Below are 19,273 nucleotides of genomic sequence, written 5' to 3' on the forward strand. Positions count from 1 at the left end.
TTATTCCTCATTTATTTTCTGCATTAGCCTGTCACTGTACTCACCGTGCAAAAAGTCTGTGCTCATTCCGGCCTGACGCATTTTGAGTTCGATGAGAGCCAGTCGACTGCTAATTTCACGGTGGCTGGGATCATCCTTGCGAATCCCTTTCAGCAGGTCAGCCAGTTGCATGGCCTCTTTACGCTGCTCCAGTTCCGGTGGTAAACAACCGGCATTTTTGAGTAAGCGATATCCGGCCCGTAATTCAGGGGCAACATGCGAATCATCATCAAGCACTAACGGCTCACCGCGTCCCGCAAGGTTATCAAATTCGCCTTTTCGCTGAGCATCGCTGATATGGCGTTCTGCCCACTGGTCGAGCAACCACATGAATAACTCCAGAAGATGAACAGAAAAGATACAGATATTGTAGAGAAGTGGGGATTCAGCGGATATAAAAAAACCCGCCGAAGCGGGTTTTTTTACGTTACTACAGATTACTCTGCAGCAGCTTCTGCTTTAGATTCTGAACGATCAACCAGCTCGATGTAAGCCATCGGAGCGTTGTCGCCTGCACGGAAGCCACACTTCAGAATACGAGTGTAACCACCGGCACGGCTCGCGAAACGCGGACCCAGTTCGTTAAACAGTTTTGCCACGATCTCGTTATCACGAGTACGGGCGAATGCCAGACGACGATTTGCAACGCTGTCAGTCTTGGCAAGAGTAATCAGCGGCTCAACTACGCGACGCAGCTCTTTCGCTTTAGGCAGGGTCGTCTTGATGATTTCATGACGAACCAGTGAACCTGCCATGTTGCGGAACATAGCCTGGCGATGGCTGCTGTTGCGGTTCAGTTGACGACCACTCTTACGATGGCGCATGACCTTATCCTTCTCAGTAAAACCTTAACCTGTGATCCGGTTACTCGTCAGCAATGCTTGCTGGTGGCCAGTTTTCCAGGCGCATGCCCAGAGACAGACCACGTGAAGCCAGCACGTCTTTAATCTCGGTAAGAGATTTTTTACCCAGGTTCGGCGTTTTCAGCAACTCAACCTCGGTACGCTGTACCAGATCACCGATATAGTGGATAGCTTCTGCCTTGAGGCAGTTAGCAGAGCGGACAGTCAATTCGAGATCGTCAACAGGGCGCAGCAGGATCGGATCGAATTCTGGTTTCTCTTCTTTCACTTCCGGCTGACGAACATCACGTAAGTCAACGAAAGCTTCCAGTTGTTCTGCCAGGATGGTTGCCGCACGACGAATCGCCTCTTCAGGATCGATTGTGCCGTTGGTTTCCATTTCGATGACCAGCTTGTCCAGGTCGGTACGCTGTTCTACACGCGCTGCTTCAACATTGTAGGCAATACGCTCTACAGGGCTGTAGCATGCGTCGACCAGCAGACGGCCGATTGGGCGCTCATCTTCTTCCGAATGAATTCGGGCAGAAGCCGGCACATAACCACGACCGCGCTGAACTTTGATACGCATGCTAATCGCTGCGTTCTCATCGGTCAGGTGGCAGATCACGTGCTGCGGCTTGACGATTTCAACATCACCGTCGTGGGTGATGTCGGCTGCAGTCACAGGGCCAATGCCAGATTTATTCAGAGTAAGAATAACTTCATCTTTACCCTGAACTCTCACCGCCAGCCCTTTCAGGTTGAGCAGGATTTCAAGGATATCTTCCTGAACGCCTTCTTTGGTGCTGTACTCATGAAGTACACCATCAATCTCAACCTCGGTCACCGCGCAACCCGGCATCGATGAGAGCAGAATACGGCGCAGTGCGTTACCCAGAGTATGGCCAAAGCCACGCTCTAAAGGCTCAAGGGTCACCTTGGCGTGCGTCGAACTCACTTGCTCGATATCTACCAGGCGCGGTTTTAGAAACTCTGTCACAGAACCCTGCATTGTGTCCTCTCTTTGGTACTAAGCTTTACTTGGAGTAAAGCTCGACGATCAGGTGTTCGTTAATGTCCGCAGACAGATCAGAACGTTCTGGCTGACGCTTGAACGTACCTTCCATCTTGCCAGCATCAACTTCCAGCCAGGTTGGCTTTTCACGCTGCTCAGCCAGCTCCAGAGCGGCTTTCACGCGAGATTGCTTTTTCGCTTTCTCACGAATGCTAACAACGTCATTCGCTTTAACCTGATAAGAAGCGATGTTAACAACACGACCGTTTACCATGATTGCTTTATGGCTAACCAACTGGCGTGATTCAGCACGAGTCGCGCCGAAGCCCATACGGTAAACAACGTTGTCCAGACGACCTTCCAGCAGAGCCAGCAGGTTTTCACCTGTGTTGCCTTTCAGACGTGCTGCTTCTTTATAGTAGTTACGGAACTGACGCTCCAGCACACCGTACATACGGCGAACTTTTTGCTTTTCACGCAACTGCACACCATAGTCAGACAGACGCGGTTTACGCGCACCGTGCTGGCCAGGAGCTTGTTCAATTTTACACTTGGTATCGATCGCGCGAACGCCAGACTTAAGGAATAAGTCGGTGCCCTCACGACGGCTCAGCTTGAGCTTAGGACCCAAATATCTTGCCATTTTCTATCTCCAACTAACCTAAAAAACGAGCGTTATACGCGACGTTTTTTCGGCGGACGACAACCGTTATGAGGGATCGGAGTCACATCAGTAATATTCGTGATGCGGAAACCAGCGGCGTTCAGAGCGCGAACAGTAGATTCACGACCCGGACCCGGACCTTTAACCATAACTTCCAGATTCTTGATGCCGTATTCTTTTACGGCTTCTGCGCAACGCTCTGCTGCAACCTGAGCTGCAAACGGAGTGGATTTGCGAGAACCACGGAAACCGGAACCACCGGCTGTTGCCCAACCCAAAGCGTTACCCTGACGATCAGTAATAGTAACGATGGTGTTGTTGAAAGAAGCATGGATATGAGCCACGCCGTCAGAGACTTGTTTTCTTACACGTTTACGTGCACGAACTGGTGCCTTTGCCATTATTCAATCACCCCGATTATTTCTTGATCGGTTTGCGCGGACCCTTACGGGTACGTGCGTTGGTCTTAGTACGCTGACCGCGCACTGGCAGACCACGACGATGACGCAAACCGCGATAGCAACCAAGATCCATCAGGCGCTTGATGCTCATGCTGATTTCACGGCGCAGATCACCTTCAACGACAAATTTGGCAACTTCGTCACGCAGCGTGTCGATTTGTTCTTCAGACAGCTCACTGATCTTAACATCTTCAGCGATACCCGCTGCAGCCAGAATGGCTTTGGAACGGGTCTTGCCGACGCCATAGATCGAAGTTAATGCGATCACAGCATGTTTCTGATCAGGAATGTTAATGCCTGCTATACGGGCCACTATGCACTCCTACTATTTAATATGTACGCACCATGCTGAAAAGCCCGTTTTCAGGATACTCAAATGGAAACGTACAGACATACAAAAGATTGGCTGGCTAATCTAGCCAGCTCAACCCAACTTTGCAAGAAAAATATGCGAAATAATCAGCCTTGGCGCTGTTTATGCTTCGGCTCGGCACTGCAAATCACACGGATGACACCATCACGCTTAACGATTTTGCAGTTACGGCATAATTTCTTGACGGAAGCACGAACTTTCATTTTTACTCTCCGTAACTTCTCAGGCGACCATTTAGCGGCCGTAGCCTTTCAGGTTCGCCTTCTTCAATGCAGACTCATACTGACTGGACATCATCAGAGTTTGCACTTGAGCCATAAAGTCCATAATCACGACAACAACGATAAGCAGTGAGGTCCCACCGAAGTAGAACGGTACCTTCATTGCATCACGCATGAACTCCGGGATCAGGCAGATAAAAGTAATATAAAGCGCACCAACCAAAGTCAGGCGAGTCATTACTTTATCGATATACTTCGCCGTTTGCTCTCCCGGACGAATTCCTGGTACAAATGCACCGGACTTCTTCAGGTTATCTGCTGTTTCACGCGGGTTGAAAACCAACGCCGTGTAGAAGAAACAGAAGAAGATGATCGCAGACGCATAGAGTAACACATAAAGTGGTTGCCCAGGCTGCAAATACAGCGAAATTGTTGTCAGCCAGTTCCAACCAGTACCGCCCCCGAACCATGACGCGATGGTTGCCGGGAACAGAATAATACTGGAAGCGAAGATAGCCGGGATAACCCCCGCCATGTTCACTTTCAGCGGTAAATGTGTGCTCTGTGCAGCATAGACACGACGACCTTGTTGACGCTTAGCGTAGTTCACCACAATGCGGCGTTGACCACGTTCAACGAAGACAACAAAGAACGTCACTGCAAATACTAATACTGCAACCAACAGCAACAGGAGGAAGTGCAGGTCGCCTTGACGCGCTTGCTCGATAGTGTGGGCAATGGCTGGCGGGAGCCCCGCAACAATACCAGCGAAGATAATGATTGAGATACCGTTACCGATACCACGCTCAGTAATCTGTTCGCCGAGCCACATCAGGAACATTGTTCCTGTGACCAGACTTACAACAGCGGTGAAATAGAATGCAAAGCCTGGGTTTAATACCAGGCCCTGCATACCAGGCATATTCGGCAGACCGGTAGCAATACCGATCGACTGGAATATTGCCAGCACCAGAGTGCCGTAACGGGTGTACTGGCTTATCTTACGACGTCCAGACTCCCCTTCTTTCTTCAGTTCTGCCAGGGCCGGATGAACGACCGTCAGCAGCTGGATAATAATCGATGCCGAAATATACGGCATGATACCCAGAGCGAAGATAGAAGCACGGCTGAGAGCACCACCAGAGAACATGTTAAACATTTCAATGATGGTGCCTCGCTGTTGCTCAAGCAGTTTGGCAAGTACAGCGGCATCGATACCAGGGATCGGAATAAAAGAGCCAACACGGAACACAATCAGCGCGCCGATAACAAACAGCAGTCTGCGTTTCAGCTCGCCAAATCCACCTTTGGCACTTTGAAAATCTAATCCCGGTTGCTTAGCCATCTGCTACTTATTCCTCAATTTTACCGCCAGCGGCTTCGATAGCAGCACGAGCACCTTTAGTAACACGCAGGCCACGAACAGTTACCGGAGTAGAAACTTCACCAGCCAGGATCACTTTCGCGAACTCGATCTGGATACCGATAATGTTTGCCGCTTTCAGCGTGTTCAGGTCTACAACGCCGCCTTCAACTTTCGCCAGGTCAGACAGACGGATTTCCGCTGTAATCGCTGCTTTGCGAGAAGTGAAGCCGAACTTCGGCAGACGACGGTACAGTGGCATCTGGCCACCCTCGAAACCGCGACGTACGCCACCGCCAGAACGAGAGTTCTGACCTTTGTGACCACGACCACCGGTTTTGCCGAGGCCAGAACCGATACCACGACCCAGGCGTTTACCCGCCTTTTTAGAGCCTTCGGCCGGAGACAGAGTATTTAAACGCATCTCTTACTCCTCAACTTTAACCATGAAGTAAACCGCGTTGACCATACCACGAACAGCGGGAGTATCCTCACGCTCAACGGTATGACCAATACGACGCAGACCCAGGCCAAGCAGCGTTGCCTTGTGTTTCGGCAGACGACCGATTGCACTGCGGGTTTGAGTGATTTTAATAGTCTTTGCCATGGTCAATTACCCCAGAATTTCTTCAACGGATTTACCACGCTTGGCAGCGACCATTTCTGGAGAATTCATATTTTCCAGGCCATCAATAGTTGCACGAACCACGTTAATCGGGTTGGTGGAACCGTATGCTTTAGCCAGAACGTTATGAACCCCAGCAACTTCCAGAACGGCGCGCATTGCACCACCGGCGATGATACCGGTACCTTCTGAAGCTGGCTGCATGAATACACGAGAACCCGTGTGAACACCTTTAACTGGGTGCTGCAGGGTACCGTTGTTCAGCGCGACGTTAATCATATTGCGACGGGCTTTTTCCATCGCTTTCTGGATCGCTGCTGGAACTTCACGCGCTTTACCGTAACCAAAACCAACGCGACCGTTACCATCGCCAACTACAGTCAGAGCTGTGAAGGAGAAAATACGACCACCTTTAACGGTTTTAGATACGCGGTTAACCGCGATCAGCTTTTCCTGCAGTTCGCCAGCCTGTTTTTCGATGTGAGCCATCTTACACCTCTACCTTAGAACTGAAGGCCAGCTTCACGGGCAGCATCTGCCAGTGCCTGGACACGACCATGATATTGGAACCCGGAACGGTCAAAGGAAACATTGCTGATGCCTTTTTCCAGAGCGCGTTCTGCAACAGCTTTACCTACAGCTGCAGCGGCGTCTTTGTTACCGGTGTACTTCAATTGCTCTGCAATAGCTTTTTCTACAGTAGAAGCAGCTACCAGAACTTCAGAACCGTTTGGTGCAATGACCTGTGCGTAAATATGACGCGGGGTACGATGTACCACCAGGCGAGTTGCACCCAGCTCTTTGAGCTTGCGGCGTGCGCGGGTCGCACGACGGATACGAGCAGATTTCTTATCCATAGTGTTACCTTACTTCTTCTTAGCCTCTTTGGTACGCACGACTTCGTCGGCGTAACGAACACCCTTGCCTTTATAAGGCTCAGGACGACGGTAGGCGCGCAGATCTGCTGCAACCTGACCGATCAGCTGTTTATCAGCGCCTTTCAGCACGATTTCAGTCTGGGTCGGACATTCTGCAGTGATACCGGCCGGCAGCGGATGCTCAACAGGGTGTGAGAAGCCCAGAGACAGGCCTACTGCATTCCCTTTGATAGCTGCACGATAACCTACACCAACCAGTTGAAGCTTTTTAGTGAAGCCTTCGGTAACACCAACAACCATTGAGTTCAGCAGGGCACGCGCGGTACCAGCCTGAGCCCATCCATCCACGAAACCATCACGTGGACCGAAGGTCAGAGCATTATCTGCATGTTTAACTTCAACAGCTTTGTTGAGGGTACGAGTCAGCTCGCCGTTTTTACCTTTGATCGTAATAACCTGACCGTCGATTTTTACATCAACGCCGGCAGGAATAACGACCGGTGCTTTAGCAACACGAGACATTCTTTCCTCCGATTAGGCTACGTAGCAGATAATTTCGCCACCAAGACCAGCCTGGCGCGCTGCACGATCAGTCATAACACCTTTAGAGGTAGAAACAACTGCGATACCAAGACCAGCCATAACTTTAGGCAGCTCATCTTTTTTCTTATAGATGCGCAGACCTGGGCGGCTGACACGCTGAATGCTTTCTACAACAGCTTTACCCTGGAAATACTTGAGAGTAAGTTCCAGTTCCGGCTTGGTGTCGCCTTCAACTTTAAAATCTTCGATAAAACCTTCTTCCTTCAGCACGTTGGCAATTGCCACTTTCAGCTTGGCGGAAGGCATGGTGACCGCAACTTTGTTCGCGGCCTGACCGTTACGGATACGGGTCAGCATATCCGCGATCGGATCTTGCATGCTCATCTGTCTTTACTCCCGTGATTCAATTGGTAATTACCAGCTAGCCTTTTTCAAGCCTGGTACTTCACCGCGCATGGCGGCTTCACGCAGTTTGATACGGCTCAACCCAAACTTGCCCACATAACCATGTGGACGACCTGTTTGACGACAGCGGTTACGCTGACGAGACGGGCTGGAATCACGCGGCAGAGACTGCAGCTTGAGAACCGCATTCCAACGATCTTCGTCGGAAGCGTTCACATCAGAAATGATCGCTTTCAGTTCAGCGCGTTTAGCGAAGAATTTATCAGCTAAAGCTACGCGTTTTACTTCGCGTGCTTTCATTGATTGCTTAGCCATTCAGTAACCCTACCTTACTTGCGGAACGGGAAGTCAAAGGCAGCCAGCAGAGCACGGCCTTCTTCATCAGATTTCGCAGTAGTGGTAATGGTAATATCCAAACCACGCACGCGGTCGACTTTATCGTAGTCGATCTCTGGGAAGATGATCTGCTCACGGACACCCATGCTGTAGTTACCACGACCGTCGAAAGACTTAGCGGACAAGCCACGGAAGTCACGGATACGTGGTACAGCAATAGTGATCAGGCGCTCAAAGAACTCCCACATGCGTTCGCCACGCAGAGTTACTTTACAGCCGATCGGATAGCCCTGACGGATTTTGAAGCCTGCAACAGATTTGCGTGCTTTGGTGATCAGCGGTTTTTGACCGGAGATTGCTGTCAGGTCAGCTGCTGCGTTATCCAGCAGTTTCTTGTCAGCGATCGCTTCACCAACACCCATGTTCAGGGTGATCTTCTCGACCCGAGGGACTTGCATGACAGAATTGTAGTTAAACTCAGTCATGAGTTTGTTAACTACTTCGTCTTTGTAGTAATCATGCAGTTTCGCCATCGTACTACTCCAAATTACTTGATAGTTTCGCTGTTAGACTTGAAGAAACGGACTTTTTTCCCGTCTTCGAATCTAAAGCCTACACGGTCAGCCTTGCCGGTTGCCGCATTGAAGATTGCAACGTTAGAAACCTGAATAGCAGCTTCTTTTTCAACGATGCCGCCTGGTTGGTTCAGGGCCGGAACCGGCTTCTGATGTTTCTTAACCAGGTTGATACCTTCAACAATGACCTTGCCGGAAGACAGGACATTTTTTACTTTACCGCGTTTACCTTTATCTTTACCGGTTAACACGATAACTTCGTCATCACGACGGATTTTCGCTGCCATGATTCGCTCCTTAGAGTACTTCTGGTGCCAGAGAGATAATTTTCATGAACTTTTCAGTACGAAGTTCACGAGTTACCGGCCCAAAGATACGCGTGCCGATTGGCTGCTCACTGTTATTGTTCAAAATAACGCATGCATTACCATCGAAGCGAATGACAGAACCGTCAGGGCGACGAACACCCTTCTTGGTGCGCACCACTACCGCTTTCAGCACATCACCTTTTTTGACCTTACCACGTGGAATTGCTTCTTTGATGGTGATCTTGATGATGTCGCCTACGCCTGCGTAGCGACGGTGCGAGCCACCCAGAACCTTGATACACATTACGCGACGTGCACCGGAGTTGTCGGCGACGTTCAGCATAGTCTGTTCTTGGATCATTTTAGTGCTCCGCTAATGTCAACTACTACCTGAGACTCTAAAATCAGAGCCGTTAAAAAGCCCCATATCGAGGGCGCGGCATTATAACACCGCTTCTACAATATGGGTAGAAAAAATAAACGGCTCATCGCTGAGCCGTTTATTCGTATTGAGAATGCGTACTCTATTACAGAACCGCTTTCTCTACAACGCGAACCAGCGTCCAGGACTTAGTCTTGGACAGTGGACGGCATTCACGGATTTCAACCTTGTCGCCGATACCACATTCGTTGTTCTCGTCATGTACGTGCAGTTTGGTCGTACGTTTGATGAATTTACCGTAGATCGGGTGTTTCACAATACGTTCGATAGCTACAACGATGGATTTCTCCATTTTGTCGCTAACAACACGACCTTGCAGAGTACGGATTTTATCGGTCATTACGCACCCGCCTTCTGAGTCAGTAAAGTCTTAACGCGCGCAACATTGCGACGCACTTGCTTCAGCAGGTGAGTCTGTTGCAGCTGGCCACTTGCAGCCTGCATACGCAGGTTGAACTGCTCACGCAGCAGGTTCAGCAGCTCAGCGTTCAGCTCTTCAACGCTTTTTTCACGCAGCTCTTTTGCTTTCATTACATCACCGTCTTAGTTACAAAGGTGGTTTTGATAGGCAGTTTCGCTGCTGCCAGGCCGAAGGCTTCACGGGCCAGCTCTTCCGGAACGCCGTCCATTTCATAAAGGACTTTGCCCGGTTGGATCAAGGCAACCCAGTACTCCACGTTACCTTTACCTTTACCCATACGAACTTCCAGCGGCTTCTCGGTGATCGGTTTGTCCGGGAATACACGGATCCAGATCTTACCTTGACGCTTAACTGCACGGGTCATTGCACGACGTGCTGCTTCGATCTGACGTGCAGTCAGACGACCACGGCCAACAGCTTTCAGACCGAAAGTGCCGAAGCTAACATCCGTACCCTGCGCCAGACCACGGTTGCGGCCTTTGTGCACTTTACGGAATTTTGTACGCTTTGGTTGTAACATCAGCGACGCTCCTTATTTACGGCCTTTACGCTGCTGCTTTTTAGGTTGAGCAGCCGGTTTTTCCGGTTGTTCAACAGCAGCCATACCACCCAGGATCTCACCTTTGAAGATCCATACCTTAACGCCGATTACACCGTAAGTGGTGTGCGCTTCAGAGGTGTTGTAGTCGATGTCAGCACGCAGAGTGTGCAGCGGTACGCGACCTTCGCGGTACCATTCGGTACGTGCGATTTCCGCGCCGCCCAGACGGCCGCTAACTTCAACTTTGATACCCTTAGCGCCCAGACGCATTGCGTTCTGTACAGCACGCTTCATAGCACGACGGAACATAACACGACGTTCCAGCTGTGAAGTGATGCTGTCAGCAACCAATTTAGCGTCCAGTTCAGGCTTACGAACTTCAGCGATATTGATCTGTGCAGGAACGCCAGCGATATCCGCTACGACCTTGCGCAGTTTTTCTACGTCTTCGCCTTTCTTACCGATAACGATGCCAGGACGAGCAGTGTGAATGGTTACACGAATGCTCTTAGCTGGACGCTCGATAACGATACGAGATACAGACGCTTTAGCCAGTTCCTTAGTCAGGTACTGACGTACTTTAAAATCGCTGTCCAGGTTGTCAGCGAATTCTTTGGTGTTCGCAAACCAGGTAGAGTTCCATGGTTTTACAATACCCAGGCGAATACCATTAGGATGTACTTTCTGACCCATTGCTAGTCTCCAGAGTCTCAGCGATCGGACACAACCACAGTAATGTGGCTGGTGCGCTTCAGGATGCGATCTGCACGACCTTTCGCACGCGGCATAATGCGCTTCATGCTTGGGCCTTCATCTACGAAAATTTTCGCGACTTTCAGATCGTCGATGTCAGCGCCATCGTTGTGTTCAGCGTTAGCAATGGCAGATTCCAGTACTTTCTTGACCAATACCGCAGCTTTCTTGTTGGTATAGGTCAGGATGTCCAGGGCCTGCGACACTTTCTTACCGCGAATCAGGTCAGCAACAAGGCGAACCTTCTGAGCAGAAGAACGAGCATGGCGATGTTGAGCTAAAGTTTCCATCTCTTCCTCCTACCTTATTTCTTCTTCGCTTTTTTATCAGCAGCGTGGCCGCGATAAGTACGAGTCGGTGCGAATTCACCCAGTTTGTGACCAACCATTTCGTCGGTAACAAAGACTGGAACGTGCTGACGACCATTATGGACAGCGATGGTCAAACCGATCATGTTAGGAAAGATCGTTGAACGACGGGACCAAGTGCGCAGGGGCTTCTTGTCTCCGCTTTCCACCGCTTTCTCTACCTTCTTCAGCAAGTGCAGGTCAATAAAAGGACCTTTCTTGAGAGAACGTGGCATGGCTTATCCTCTAAAATTATTTGCTACGGCGACGTACGATAAATTTATCAGTACGCTTGTTGCTGCGGGTCTTCTTACCTTTGGTCTGAACGCCCCACGGAGTTACCGGGTGCTTACCAAAGTTACGACCTTCACCACCACCATGTGGGTGGTCTACTGGGTTCATCGCAGTACCGCGAACGGTAGGACGAACACCACGCCAGCGTGCAGCACCAGCTTTACCCAGAACGCGCAGCATATGCTCAGCATTGCCAACTTCGCCCAGAGTAGCGCGGCAATCTGCTTCGACTTTACGCATTTCACCAGAACGCAGACGCAGGGTGACATAAGCACCGTCACGAGCAACGATCTGAACGTAAGTACCCGCGGAACGCGCCAGCTGACCGCCTTTACCTGGTTTCATTTCTACGTTATGAACGGTAGAACCAACCGGGATATTGCGCATCGGCAGGGTGTTGCCTGCTTTGATTGCAGCATCAACGCCAGACTGAATCTGGTCGCCAGCTTTCAGGCCTTTAGGGGCCAGGATGTAACGGCGTTCACCGTCTTTGTACAGAACCAGCGCGATGTTCGCGGAACGGTTCGGATCGTACTCAAGACGTTCAACAACTGCTGGGATACCGTCTTTGTTGCGTTTGAAGTCAACAATACGATAAGCCTGCTTGTGGCCACCACCGATGTGACGAGTGGTGATACGGCCATTGTTGTTACGACCACCGGATTTGCTGTTTTTTTCCAGCAACGGAGCAAAAGGTTTGCCCTTGTGCAGCTCAGGGTTAACCACTTTAACTACGTGGCGACGACCCGGAGATGTCGGTTTACATTTAACAACTGCCATTGTATTACTCCTCCGACTTACTCAGCGCCGCCAACGAAGTCCAGGTTCTGGCCTTCTTTAAGGGTGACGTAAGCTTTTTTCCAGTCGCTACGACGACCGATACGCTGTCCGTGACGTTTAACTTTCCCTTTAACAACCAGGGTGTTAACGACTTCGACTTCGACTTCAAACAGTTTCTGCACAGCAGCTTTGATCTCTGCTTTGGTCGCGTCTTTAGCAACTTTGAGAACGATGGTGTTTGTTTTTTCCATCGCAGTAGACGCTTTTTCAGAAACGTGCGGTGCGCGAAGCACCTTCAGCAGACGTTCTTCACGAATCATGCCAGCATCTCCTCAACTTGCTTAACAGCATCAGCAGTCATTACGACTTTGTCGAAGGCGATCAGGCTAACCGGGTCGATACCAGTCGCATCGCGTACGTCAACCTTGTGCAGGTTACGTGCGGCCAGGAACAGGTTCTCGTCCAGCTCACCGGTGATGATCAGCACATCTTCCAGAGCCATGTCTTTCAGTTTCTGTGCCAGCAGCTTAGTTTTAGGCGCTTCTACAGAGAACTTCTCGACAACGATCAGACGATCCTGACGTACCAGTTCGGACAGAATGCTTTTCAGCGCGCCGCGGTACATCTTTTTGTTAACTTTTTGACTGTGGTCCTGTGGACGCGCAGCGAAGGTCACGCCACCTGAACGCCAGATCGGGCTCTTGATAGAACCTGAACGCGCACGGCCGGTACCTTTCTGGCGCCATGGCTTTTTGCCAGAACCAGTTACTTCAGCACGAGTCTTCTGAGCACGAGTACCCTGACGAGCACCAGCTGCATAAGCAACAACAACCTGGTGAACCAGCGCTTCGTTGAAATCACGACCGAAGGTAGTTTCGGAAACAGTCAGCGCGCTCTGCGCGTCTTTCAATACTAATTCCATTGCTATCCCCTTACGCCTTCACAGCTGGTTTAACGATCAGGTCGCTACCGGTAGCACCCGGAACAGCACCCTTAACCAGCAGCAGGTTGCGCTCAGCGTCAACACGTACTACGTCCAGGCTCTGAACGGTTACACGTTCGTTACCCAGCTGACCTGCCATTTTCTTGCCTTTGAACACTTTGCCCGGAGTCTGGTTCTGACCGATAGAACCCGGAACGCGGTGAGACAAGGAGTTACCGTGAGTAGCGTCCTGGGTACGGAAGTTCCAGCGCTTAACGGTACCAGCAAAACCTTTACCTTTAGAGGTACCGGTTACGTCAACTTTTTTAACGTCAGCAAACAGCTCAACGCTAATGTCTTGACCTACGGTGAACTCTTCGCCTTCAGCAAGACGGAATTCCCACAGACCACGGCCAGCTTCAACGCCAGCTTTAGCGAAGTGACCCGCTTCTGGTTTGGTTACACGGTTAGCTTTTTTAGCACCGGTGGTAACCTGAACAGCGCGGTAGCCATCGTTAGCCAGATCTTTAACCTGAGTAACGCGGTTTGCTTCAACTTCGATTACGGTTACTGGGATAGAAACGCCATCTTCAGTGAAGATGCGGGTCATTCCCACTTTTTTACCGACTAAACCAATCATTGTTTCAACCTCTCAATCGCTCGATGACCTGATTAACCCAGGCTGATCTGCACGTCTACACCGGCAGCCAGATCCAGACGCATCAGAGCATCAACGGTTTTCTCAGTTGGCTCAACGATGTCAACCAGACGCTTGTGAGTGCGGATTTCGTACTGATCACGCGCATCTTTGTTAACGTGCGGAGAGATCAGAACGGTAAAGCGCTCTTTGCGGGTCGGCAGCGGGATCGGACCACGGACTTGCGCACCAGTGCGCTTAGCAGTCTCGACGATTTCCGCGGTTGATTGATCGATCAGACGATGATCAAACGCTTTAAGGCGGATACGGATTCTTTGGTTCTGCATGAGACCAGAGCTCCAATTATTTTATAAACGAAAATGATTACTCCTCAAACCCATTACGATTGATGGGAGAGTGTAACCGTTCTTACGTAGCTCCCCGATTGGGAGCATTGTTGAGTAACAAAATTAGCTACTCCGGTTCAGATTGAACCCGCCGTCAACTACGACAAGCCCGCGCATTATACGTAAATCTGAGCAAGACGCAAGTGCCGTTTAGAAATTAAGCGCCAAAGACATGCGATGCGTAGGGCATTCCATTATTTGCAGCAACCTGTCTGCTTTCATCTCTTCTTATGAACCCCTCACGCAATTCCTGTGTTCGGACGTTGCTGGCCTTGCATCATGAGAAGAGTATGCACCAAACATCTTTGAGGCTTTGCGTATGCTGACTCCCCTCCCCTTTCTGCTCGTTTACTTCACACTCTCCGGTTTACTGGTACGTGAAGATATTCGTGCCGGCCTTCTCCCGGATAAATACCTCTGTCCCCTCTTATGGACCGGCCTGCTCTTCCAGCGTTGCCTTCATCCTGACTTTCTTTCGAACGCAGTGACTGGCGCGATGGCAGGGTATGTGAGCTTTGCGATTATCTACTGGGGCTACCGGCTTCTGACTGGACGTGAAGGGATGGGCTATGGCGATGTGAAATATCTTTCGGCACTGGGGGCGTGGCACGGTTGGCACATATTGCCCGCACTGGTGTTAACCGCCGCATTGGTGGCGCTTCTTTATCAGCTCATTCTCGCTTTACCGGCTCCTGATAAACAGGCATTAAAAAACCCACTGCCTTTTGGGCCATTTCTGGCGGCAGCGGGTTTAAGCGTTGGCTGGCAGACGCTGTTTAGTCAGCCACTTTAATCTGGGATTGAAGATAATTCTGCAAACCAATTTTACTGATGAGATCCAACTCAGTTTCAAGCCAGTCGATATGCCCTTCTTCATCGGCCAGAATCTGGATCATCATATCGCGGCTGACGTAGTCATGAACACTGTCCGCATAGGCAATGGCTTCGCGGAGATCTTTTGCGCCTTCAAGCTCGAGCCTGAGGTCGGACCGAAGCATCTCTTCAACATCTTCACCGATGCCGAGTTTGCCGAGATCCTGCAGGTTAGGAATGCCTTCAAGGAATAAAATACGCTCGATGTATTTATCGGCATGTTTCATCTCATCGATGGATTCATGGTATTCAACATCGTTGAGGCGCATCAGGCCCCAGTTTTTGAACATTCTCGCATGGAGAAAATACTGATTGATCGCGACAAGCTCATTTCCCAATAATTTATTGAGATAACTTATGATTTTAACATCACCTTTCATTATATAGTCCCTCCGCTTCCACTCATTGAAGCGTAGATCGGGCTACAGGGATGTCAAAAAAAAGATGGGCGCTTACGCAATCTCTTTGTATTCCGGGATCTGCATCAATTCGTCCTGCATGATCTCACGTGCAGCACGTACACATTTACCGCATTGATTTCCCACTGGAACAAATTTGCGAAGCTGCTGGAAGGACTGTGGCTGAAACTGGCGAACGGCCTGACGTATTTTTTTGTCGCTTACACCATTACATAAACAAACGTACATAAAGACTCCCGTTCAAAATATGCGCAAAGTGTAAGTGAGAATGGTTATGATTACAATAGCACAAACACCCGTATACGGGGCGGGAGAGGACGAAAAATGCGAAAATTTGTGACAGACACACAACGGCAGAAAACAAAAAAGGACGCCGAAGCGTCCTTTTTTAATTCAGGGATAAGTAATTAGCCCAGAACTTTAGCAACAACGCCCGCGCCAACGGTACGGCCGCCTTCACGGATTGCGAAACGCAGACCGTCGTCCATCGCGATTGGGTGGATCAGAGTCACAACCATCTTGATGTTGTCGCCTGGCATTACCATCTCAACGCCTTCTGGCAGTTCGATGGTACCGGTCACGTCAGTTGTACGGAAGTAGAACTGTGGACGGTAGCCTTTGAAGAACGGAGTATGACGGCCGCCTTCGTCTTTGGACAGGATATACACTTCAGATTCGAACTTGGTGTGTGGCTTGATTGAGCCTGGCTTAGCCAGTACCTGACCACGTTCGATTTCTTCACGTTTGATACCACGCAGCAGAACACCTACGTTCTCACCAGCACGGCCTTCGTCCAGCAGTTTGCGGAACATTTCAACGCCAGTACAGGTAGACTTAGCAGTCTCTTTGATACCAACGATTTCAACTTCTTCGCCAACTTTGATGATACCGCGCTCAACACGACCGGTAACAACGGTACCACGACCGGAGATGGAGAATACGTCTTCGATTGGCAGCAGGAACGGCTTGTCAATCGCACGCTCTGGTTCTGGGATGTAAGAATCCAGGAAGCCAGCCAGTTCGATGATTTTCTCTTCCCACTCTGCTTCGCCTTCCAGCGCTTTCAGCGCGGAACCACGAACGATTGGAGTGTCGTCGCCTGGGAAATCGTACTGAGACAGCAGTTCACGAACTTCCATCTCTACCAGTTCCAGCAGCTCTTCGTCATCAACCATGTCACATTTGTTCAGGAACACGATGATGTAAGGAACGCCTACCTGACGACCCAGCAGGATGTGCTCACGGGTCTGAGGCATAGGGCCGTCAGTCGCAGCAACAACCAGGATCGCGCCGTCCATCTGCGCAGCACCGGTGATCATGTTTTTAACATAGTCGGCGTGGCCTGGGCAGTCTACGTGTGCGTAGTGGCGAGTCGGGGTGTCATATTCAACGTGAGAAGTGTTGATGGTGATACCACGCGCTTTTTCTTCTGGTGCGTTATCGATCTGGTCGAATGCACGAGCAGCACCGCCGTAGGTTTTAGCCAGTACGGTAGTGATTGCAGCGGTCAGGGTAGTTTTACCATGGTCAACGTGGCCGATAGTACCAACGTTGACGTGCGGTTTTGTACGTTCAAATTTTTCTTTAGACACGGCTATATTCCTTACTATAGTGCTCTCCCCTTCGGAGAGAGCACGGGACTTAGGTTTTAATCCTGTGGATTACTTACCACGGGCTTCGATAACGGCCTGAGCAACGTTGTTAGGCGCATCATCATACTTCAGGAATTCCATGGTGTATGATGCACGACCTTTGGTCAGAGAACGCAGCTGAGTTGCATATCCGAACATTTCAGACAGCGGAACTTCAGCATGGATCTTAACGCCAGTTACTTCGGATTCCTGACCGCGCAGCATACCGCGACGACGGCTCAAGTCACCGATAACGTCACCGGTGTTCTCTTCAGGAGTCTCTACTTCAACCTTCATGATTGGCTCAAGCAGAACTGGTTTTGCTTTCTTAAAGCCTTCTTTAAAGGCAATAGACGCAGCCAGTTTAAACGCCAGTTCAGAGGAGTCAACGTCGTGGTAAGAACCGAAGTGCAGACGGACACCCATGTCAACAACCGGATAGCCAGCCAGAGGGCCCGCTTTCAGCTGCTCCTGGATACCTTTATCAACGGCTGGGATGTATTCGCCAGGAATTACACCACCTTTGATGTCGTTGATGAACTCGTAACCTTTAGGGTTAGAGCCCGGCTCCAGTGGGTACATGTCGATCACAACGTGACCGTACTGACCGCGACCACCAGACTGCTTAGCGTGTTTACCTTCAACATCGGTAACTTTCGCACGAATCGCTTCGCGGTAAGCAACCTGAGGTTTACCCACGTTCGCTTCAACGTTGAATTCACGCTTCATACGGTCAACGATGATGTCCAGGTGCAGTTCACCCATACCAGCGATGATGGTCTGGTTAGATTCTTCATCAGTCCATACGCGGAATGATGGGTCTTCTTTCGCCAGACGGCCCAGAGCCAGACCCATTTTTTCCTGGTCAGCTTTGGTTTTTGGTTCAACCGCGATGGAGATTACCGGCTCAGGGAATTCCATACGCTCCAGAATGATCGGGTGATCCGGGTCACACAGGGTGTCACCAGTAGTCACGTCTTTCAGACCGATTGCTGCAGCGATGTCGCCCGCACGAACTTCTTTGATCTCTTCACGTTTGTTAGCGTGCATCTGTACGATACGGCCAAAACGTTCACGCGCCGTTTTCACGGAGTTCAGGATGGTGTCACCGGAGTTAACCACACCAGAGTAAACGCGGAAGAAGGTCAGGTTACCCACGAATGGGTCGGTAGCAATTTTGAACGCCAGTGCAGAGAACGGCTCTTCGTCGCTTGCGTGACGTTCAGCCGGAGTATCTTTACCGTCGTCCAGGATGCCGTTGATCGCAGGAACGTCAACCGGGGATGGCAGGTAATCAATTACCGCATCCAGCATCGCCTGAACACCTTTGTTCTTGAATGCAGAACCACAGGTTACCAGGATGATTTCGTTGTTCAGAACACGCTGACGCAGAGCTTTTTTGATCTCTTCTTCAGTCAGTTCTTCACCACCCAGGTATTTCTCCATCAGCTCTTCAGAAGCTTCAGCAGCGGATTCGATCAGGTTCTGGTGCCATTCGTCAGCCAGGTCCTGCATCTCAGCTGGGATATCTTCGTATTCGAAGGTAACGCCCTGGTCTGCATCGTTCCAGTTGATGGCTTTCATTTTCACCAGGTCGATAACGCCGGTGAAGCCTTCTTCAGCACCAATTGCCAGCTGCAGCGGAACAGGGTTCGCGCCCAGACGGGATTTGATCTGACCAACAACTTTCAGGAAGTTAGCACCCATACGGTCCATTTTGTTAACGAACGCGATGCGTGGAACTTTATATTTGTTCGCCTGACGCCATACGGTCTCAGACTGTGGCTGAACACCACCAACTGCGCAATAAACCATTACCGCGCCGTCAAGAACACGCATGGAACGTTCTACTTCGATGGTGAAGTCAACGTGCCCTGGGGTGTCGATGATGTTAACGCGATGCGGTTCGTACTGCTTAGCCATACCTGACCAGAATGCAGTAGTCGCTGCGGAGGTGATAGTAATACCACGCTCCTGCTCCTGTTCCATCCAGTCCATGGTGGCTGCGCCGTCATGAACTTCACCGATTTTATGGTTTACACCGGTGTAGAACAGAATACGTTCGGTAGTAGTGGTCTTACCGGCGTCGATGTGCGCACTGATACCAATGTTACGGTAACGTGCGATGGGTGTTGTACGAGCCATTTGATTCCTCGTT

General features: G+C 50.4%; 34 protein-coding genes. 1 reads left to right on the top strand and 33 read right to left on the bottom strand.

All coding sequences use genetic code 11. The annotated features are described in order from the left end of the window. The 29 genes from BH714_RS13290 to rpsJ all read right to left on the bottom strand — a co-directional run bounded on the left by BH714_RS13290 (nt 1) and on the right by rpsJ (nt 14,132). A complete protein-coding gene (locus BH714_RS13290; protein ID WP_040018175.1) occupies nt 1-369 on the bottom strand; it encodes a DnaJ family domain-containing protein in 369 nt (122 codons plus the stop codon). A gap of 107 nt (nt 370-476) precedes the next feature. Beyond that, nucleotides 477-863: a 50S ribosomal protein L17 gene (gene rplQ, locus BH714_RS13295; RefSeq protein ID WP_001216372.1), complete on the bottom strand. Its 387-nt coding sequence runs from the start codon at nt 861-863 to the stop codon at nt 477-479. 40 nt (nt 864-903) lie between these two features. Further along, nucleotides 904-1,893: a DNA-directed RNA polymerase subunit alpha gene (locus BH714_RS13300; protein ID WP_002919219.1), complete on the bottom strand. Its 990-nt coding sequence runs from the start codon at nt 1,891-1,893 to the stop codon at nt 904-906. A 25-nt stretch (nt 1,894-1,918) separates the two neighbouring features. Continuing rightward, on the bottom strand, nt 1,919-2,539 hold the full coding sequence (gene rpsD, locus BH714_RS13305) for a 30S ribosomal protein S4 (protein WP_004868345.1): 621 nt from the start codon (nt 2,537-2,539) through the stop codon (nt 1,919-1,921). 32 nt (nt 2,540-2,571) lie between these two features. Continuing rightward, complete coding sequence (gene rpsK / locus BH714_RS13310) at nt 2,572-2,961, bottom strand: 30S ribosomal protein S11 (RefSeq protein ID WP_003863312.1); 390 nt, start codon at nt 2,959-2,961, stop codon at nt 2,572-2,574. 16 nt (nt 2,962-2,977) lie between these two features. Beyond that, complete coding sequence (gene rpsM / locus BH714_RS13315) at nt 2,978-3,334, bottom strand: 30S ribosomal protein S13 (RefSeq protein WP_003863308.1); 357 nt, start codon at nt 3,332-3,334, stop codon at nt 2,978-2,980. A 146-nt stretch (nt 3,335-3,480) separates the two neighbouring features. Beyond that, the gene (gene rpmJ / locus BH714_RS13320; protein ID WP_000868187.1) at nt 3,481-3,597 is read right to left on the bottom strand and encodes a 50S ribosomal protein L36; all 117 of its coding nucleotides are present in this window, start codon (nt 3,595-3,597) and stop codon (nt 3,481-3,483) included. A gap of 31 nt (nt 3,598-3,628) precedes the next feature. Next, nucleotides 3,629-4,960 (bottom strand): preprotein translocase subunit SecY, encoded by a 1,332-nt coding sequence (gene secY / locus BH714_RS13325; RefSeq protein ID WP_014171896.1) that lies wholly within the window; start codon nt 4,958-4,960, stop codon nt 3,629-3,631. 7 nt (nt 4,961-4,967) lie between these two features. Then, nucleotides 4,968-5,402, bottom strand: coding sequence for a 50S ribosomal protein L15 (gene rplO / locus BH714_RS13330; protein ID WP_003863304.1), 435 nt, complete (start codon nt 5,400-5,402; stop codon nt 4,968-4,970). A 3-nt stretch (nt 5,403-5,405) separates the two neighbouring features. Then, nucleotides 5,406-5,585: a 50S ribosomal protein L30 gene (rpmD, locus tag BH714_RS13335; RefSeq protein ID WP_003863301.1), complete on the bottom strand. Its 180-nt coding sequence runs from the start codon at nt 5,583-5,585 to the stop codon at nt 5,406-5,408. A gap of 6 nt (nt 5,586-5,591) precedes the next feature. Continuing rightward, the gene (rpsE, locus tag BH714_RS13340) at nt 5,592-6,092 is read right to left on the bottom strand and encodes a 30S ribosomal protein S5 (RefSeq protein WP_003863299.1); all 501 of its coding nucleotides are present in this window, start codon (nt 6,090-6,092) and stop codon (nt 5,592-5,594) included. A gap of 14 nt (nt 6,093-6,106) precedes the next feature. Next, nucleotides 6,107-6,460, bottom strand: a complete 354-nt coding sequence (gene rplR, locus BH714_RS13345; protein ID WP_013099023.1) for a 50S ribosomal protein L18 — start codon at nt 6,458-6,460, stop codon at nt 6,107-6,109. A 9-nt stretch (nt 6,461-6,469) separates the two neighbouring features. Further along, on the bottom strand, nt 6,470-7,003 hold the full coding sequence (gene rplF, locus BH714_RS13350) for a 50S ribosomal protein L6 (RefSeq protein WP_003863296.1): 534 nt from the start codon (nt 7,001-7,003) through the stop codon (nt 6,470-6,472). A 12-nt stretch (nt 7,004-7,015) separates the two neighbouring features. Then, complete coding sequence (gene rpsH / locus BH714_RS13355; RefSeq protein WP_006178918.1) at nt 7,016-7,408, bottom strand: 30S ribosomal protein S8; 393 nt, start codon at nt 7,406-7,408, stop codon at nt 7,016-7,018. A gap of 30 nt (nt 7,409-7,438) precedes the next feature. Then, on the bottom strand, nt 7,439-7,744 hold the full coding sequence (rpsN, locus tag BH714_RS13360) for a 30S ribosomal protein S14 (protein WP_003863291.1): 306 nt from the start codon (nt 7,742-7,744) through the stop codon (nt 7,439-7,441). A gap of 14 nt (nt 7,745-7,758) precedes the next feature. Next, nucleotides 7,759-8,298 (bottom strand): 50S ribosomal protein L5, encoded by a 540-nt coding sequence (gene rplE / locus BH714_RS13365; protein WP_001096206.1) that lies wholly within the window; start codon nt 8,296-8,298, stop codon nt 7,759-7,761. Between the two features lie 14 nt (nt 8,299-8,312). Then, the gene (rplX, locus tag BH714_RS13370) at nt 8,313-8,627 is read right to left on the bottom strand and encodes a 50S ribosomal protein L24 (protein WP_000729185.1); all 315 of its coding nucleotides are present in this window, start codon (nt 8,625-8,627) and stop codon (nt 8,313-8,315) included. A gap of 10 nt (nt 8,628-8,637) precedes the next feature. Beyond that, nucleotides 8,638-9,009 carry a 50S ribosomal protein L14 gene (rplN, locus tag BH714_RS13375; protein WP_002919748.1) on the bottom strand — a complete coding sequence of 124 codons (372 nt, stop codon included), beginning with the start codon at nt 9,007-9,009 and terminating at the stop codon, nt 8,638-8,640. Between the two features lie 166 nt (nt 9,010-9,175). Next, the gene (gene rpsQ / locus BH714_RS13380; RefSeq protein ID WP_008503489.1) at nt 9,176-9,430 is read right to left on the bottom strand and encodes a 30S ribosomal protein S17; all 255 of its coding nucleotides are present in this window, start codon (nt 9,428-9,430) and stop codon (nt 9,176-9,178) included. Continuing rightward, nucleotides 9,430-9,621 carry a 50S ribosomal protein L29 gene (rpmC, locus tag BH714_RS13385; RefSeq protein ID WP_003863282.1) on the bottom strand — a complete coding sequence of 64 codons (192 nt, stop codon included), beginning with the start codon at nt 9,619-9,621 and terminating at the stop codon, nt 9,430-9,432. Before rpmC ends, rpsQ begins: the two co-directional genes overlap by 1 nt. Further along, nucleotides 9,621-10,031 (bottom strand): 50S ribosomal protein L16, encoded by a 411-nt coding sequence (rplP, locus tag BH714_RS13390; protein WP_002919759.1) that lies wholly within the window; start codon nt 10,029-10,031, stop codon nt 9,621-9,623. Before rplP ends, rpmC begins: the two co-directional genes overlap by 1 nt. Nucleotides 10,032-10,043: 12 nt before the next feature. Continuing rightward, on the bottom strand, nt 10,044-10,745 hold the full coding sequence (gene rpsC, locus BH714_RS13395) for a 30S ribosomal protein S3 (protein WP_000529945.1): 702 nt from the start codon (nt 10,743-10,745) through the stop codon (nt 10,044-10,046). Nucleotides 10,746-10,762: 17 nt separating this feature from the next. After that, entirely contained in the window at nt 10,763-11,095 is a 333-nt protein-coding gene (rplV, locus tag BH714_RS13400; RefSeq protein ID WP_002919773.1) for a 50S ribosomal protein L22, read from the bottom strand. Nucleotides 11,096-11,109: 14 nt separating this feature from the next. Further along, nucleotides 11,110-11,388, bottom strand: a complete 279-nt coding sequence (rpsS, locus tag BH714_RS13405) for a 30S ribosomal protein S19 (RefSeq protein ID WP_001138117.1) — start codon at nt 11,386-11,388, stop codon at nt 11,110-11,112. A 16-nt stretch (nt 11,389-11,404) separates the two neighbouring features. Beyond that, complete coding sequence (rplB, locus tag BH714_RS13410) at nt 11,405-12,226, bottom strand: 50S ribosomal protein L2 (protein WP_000301859.1); 822 nt, start codon at nt 12,224-12,226, stop codon at nt 11,405-11,407. A gap of 17 nt (nt 12,227-12,243) precedes the next feature. Next, complete coding sequence (gene rplW, locus BH714_RS13415) at nt 12,244-12,546, bottom strand: 50S ribosomal protein L23 (protein ID WP_000617546.1); 303 nt, start codon at nt 12,544-12,546, stop codon at nt 12,244-12,246. Next, the gene (gene rplD / locus BH714_RS13420) at nt 12,543-13,148 is read right to left on the bottom strand and encodes a 50S ribosomal protein L4 (protein WP_000424395.1); all 606 of its coding nucleotides are present in this window, start codon (nt 13,146-13,148) and stop codon (nt 12,543-12,545) included. The genes rplW and rplD overlap by 4 nt, the downstream gene beginning before the upstream one ends. Nucleotides 13,149-13,158: 10 nt before the next feature. Beyond that, nucleotides 13,159-13,788: a 50S ribosomal protein L3 gene (rplC, locus tag BH714_RS13425; protein ID WP_006178923.1), complete on the bottom strand. Its 630-nt coding sequence runs from the start codon at nt 13,786-13,788 to the stop codon at nt 13,159-13,161. A gap of 32 nt (nt 13,789-13,820) precedes the next feature. Further along, the gene (gene rpsJ, locus BH714_RS13430) at nt 13,821-14,132 is read right to left on the bottom strand and encodes a 30S ribosomal protein S10 (protein WP_001181005.1); all 312 of its coding nucleotides are present in this window, start codon (nt 14,130-14,132) and stop codon (nt 13,821-13,823) included. A 379-nt stretch (nt 14,133-14,511) separates the two neighbouring features. On the opposite strand from rpsJ, the gene BH714_RS13435 reads away from it, so the two are divergent. After that, the gene (locus BH714_RS13435; protein ID WP_025202881.1) at nt 14,512-14,985 is read left to right on the top strand and encodes a prepilin peptidase; all 474 of its coding nucleotides are present in this window, start codon (nt 14,512-14,514) and stop codon (nt 14,983-14,985) included. Here the strand turns inward: BH714_RS13435 and bfr are convergent. The 4 genes from bfr to fusA all read right to left on the bottom strand — a co-directional run bounded on the left by bfr (nt 14,969) and on the right by fusA (nt 19,260). Then, complete coding sequence (gene bfr / locus BH714_RS13440) at nt 14,969-15,445, bottom strand: bacterioferritin (protein WP_014171902.1); 477 nt, start codon at nt 15,443-15,445, stop codon at nt 14,969-14,971. The genes BH714_RS13435 and bfr overlap by 17 nt on opposite strands. Before the next feature lie 72 nt (nt 15,446-15,517). Beyond that, a complete protein-coding gene (gene bfd, locus BH714_RS13445) occupies nt 15,518-15,712 on the bottom strand; it encodes a bacterioferritin-associated ferredoxin (protein WP_008503493.1) in 195 nt (64 codons plus the stop codon). Nucleotides 15,713-15,891: 179 nt separating this feature from the next. Further along, nucleotides 15,892-17,076: an elongation factor Tu gene (gene tuf / locus BH714_RS13450; protein ID WP_014171903.1), complete on the bottom strand. Its 1,185-nt coding sequence runs from the start codon at nt 17,074-17,076 to the stop codon at nt 15,892-15,894. Between the two features lie 69 nt (nt 17,077-17,145). Then, the gene (gene fusA / locus BH714_RS13455; RefSeq protein WP_014171904.1) at nt 17,146-19,260 is read right to left on the bottom strand and encodes an elongation factor G; all 2,115 of its coding nucleotides are present in this window, start codon (nt 19,258-19,260) and stop codon (nt 17,146-17,148) included. Between the last annotated feature and the right edge of the window lie 13 nt (nt 19,261-19,273).

It is taken from the genome of Enterobacter ludwigii, assembly GCF_001750725.1.
Classification (GTDB): Bacteria; Pseudomonadota; Gammaproteobacteria; order Enterobacterales; family Enterobacteriaceae; genus Enterobacter; species Enterobacter ludwigii.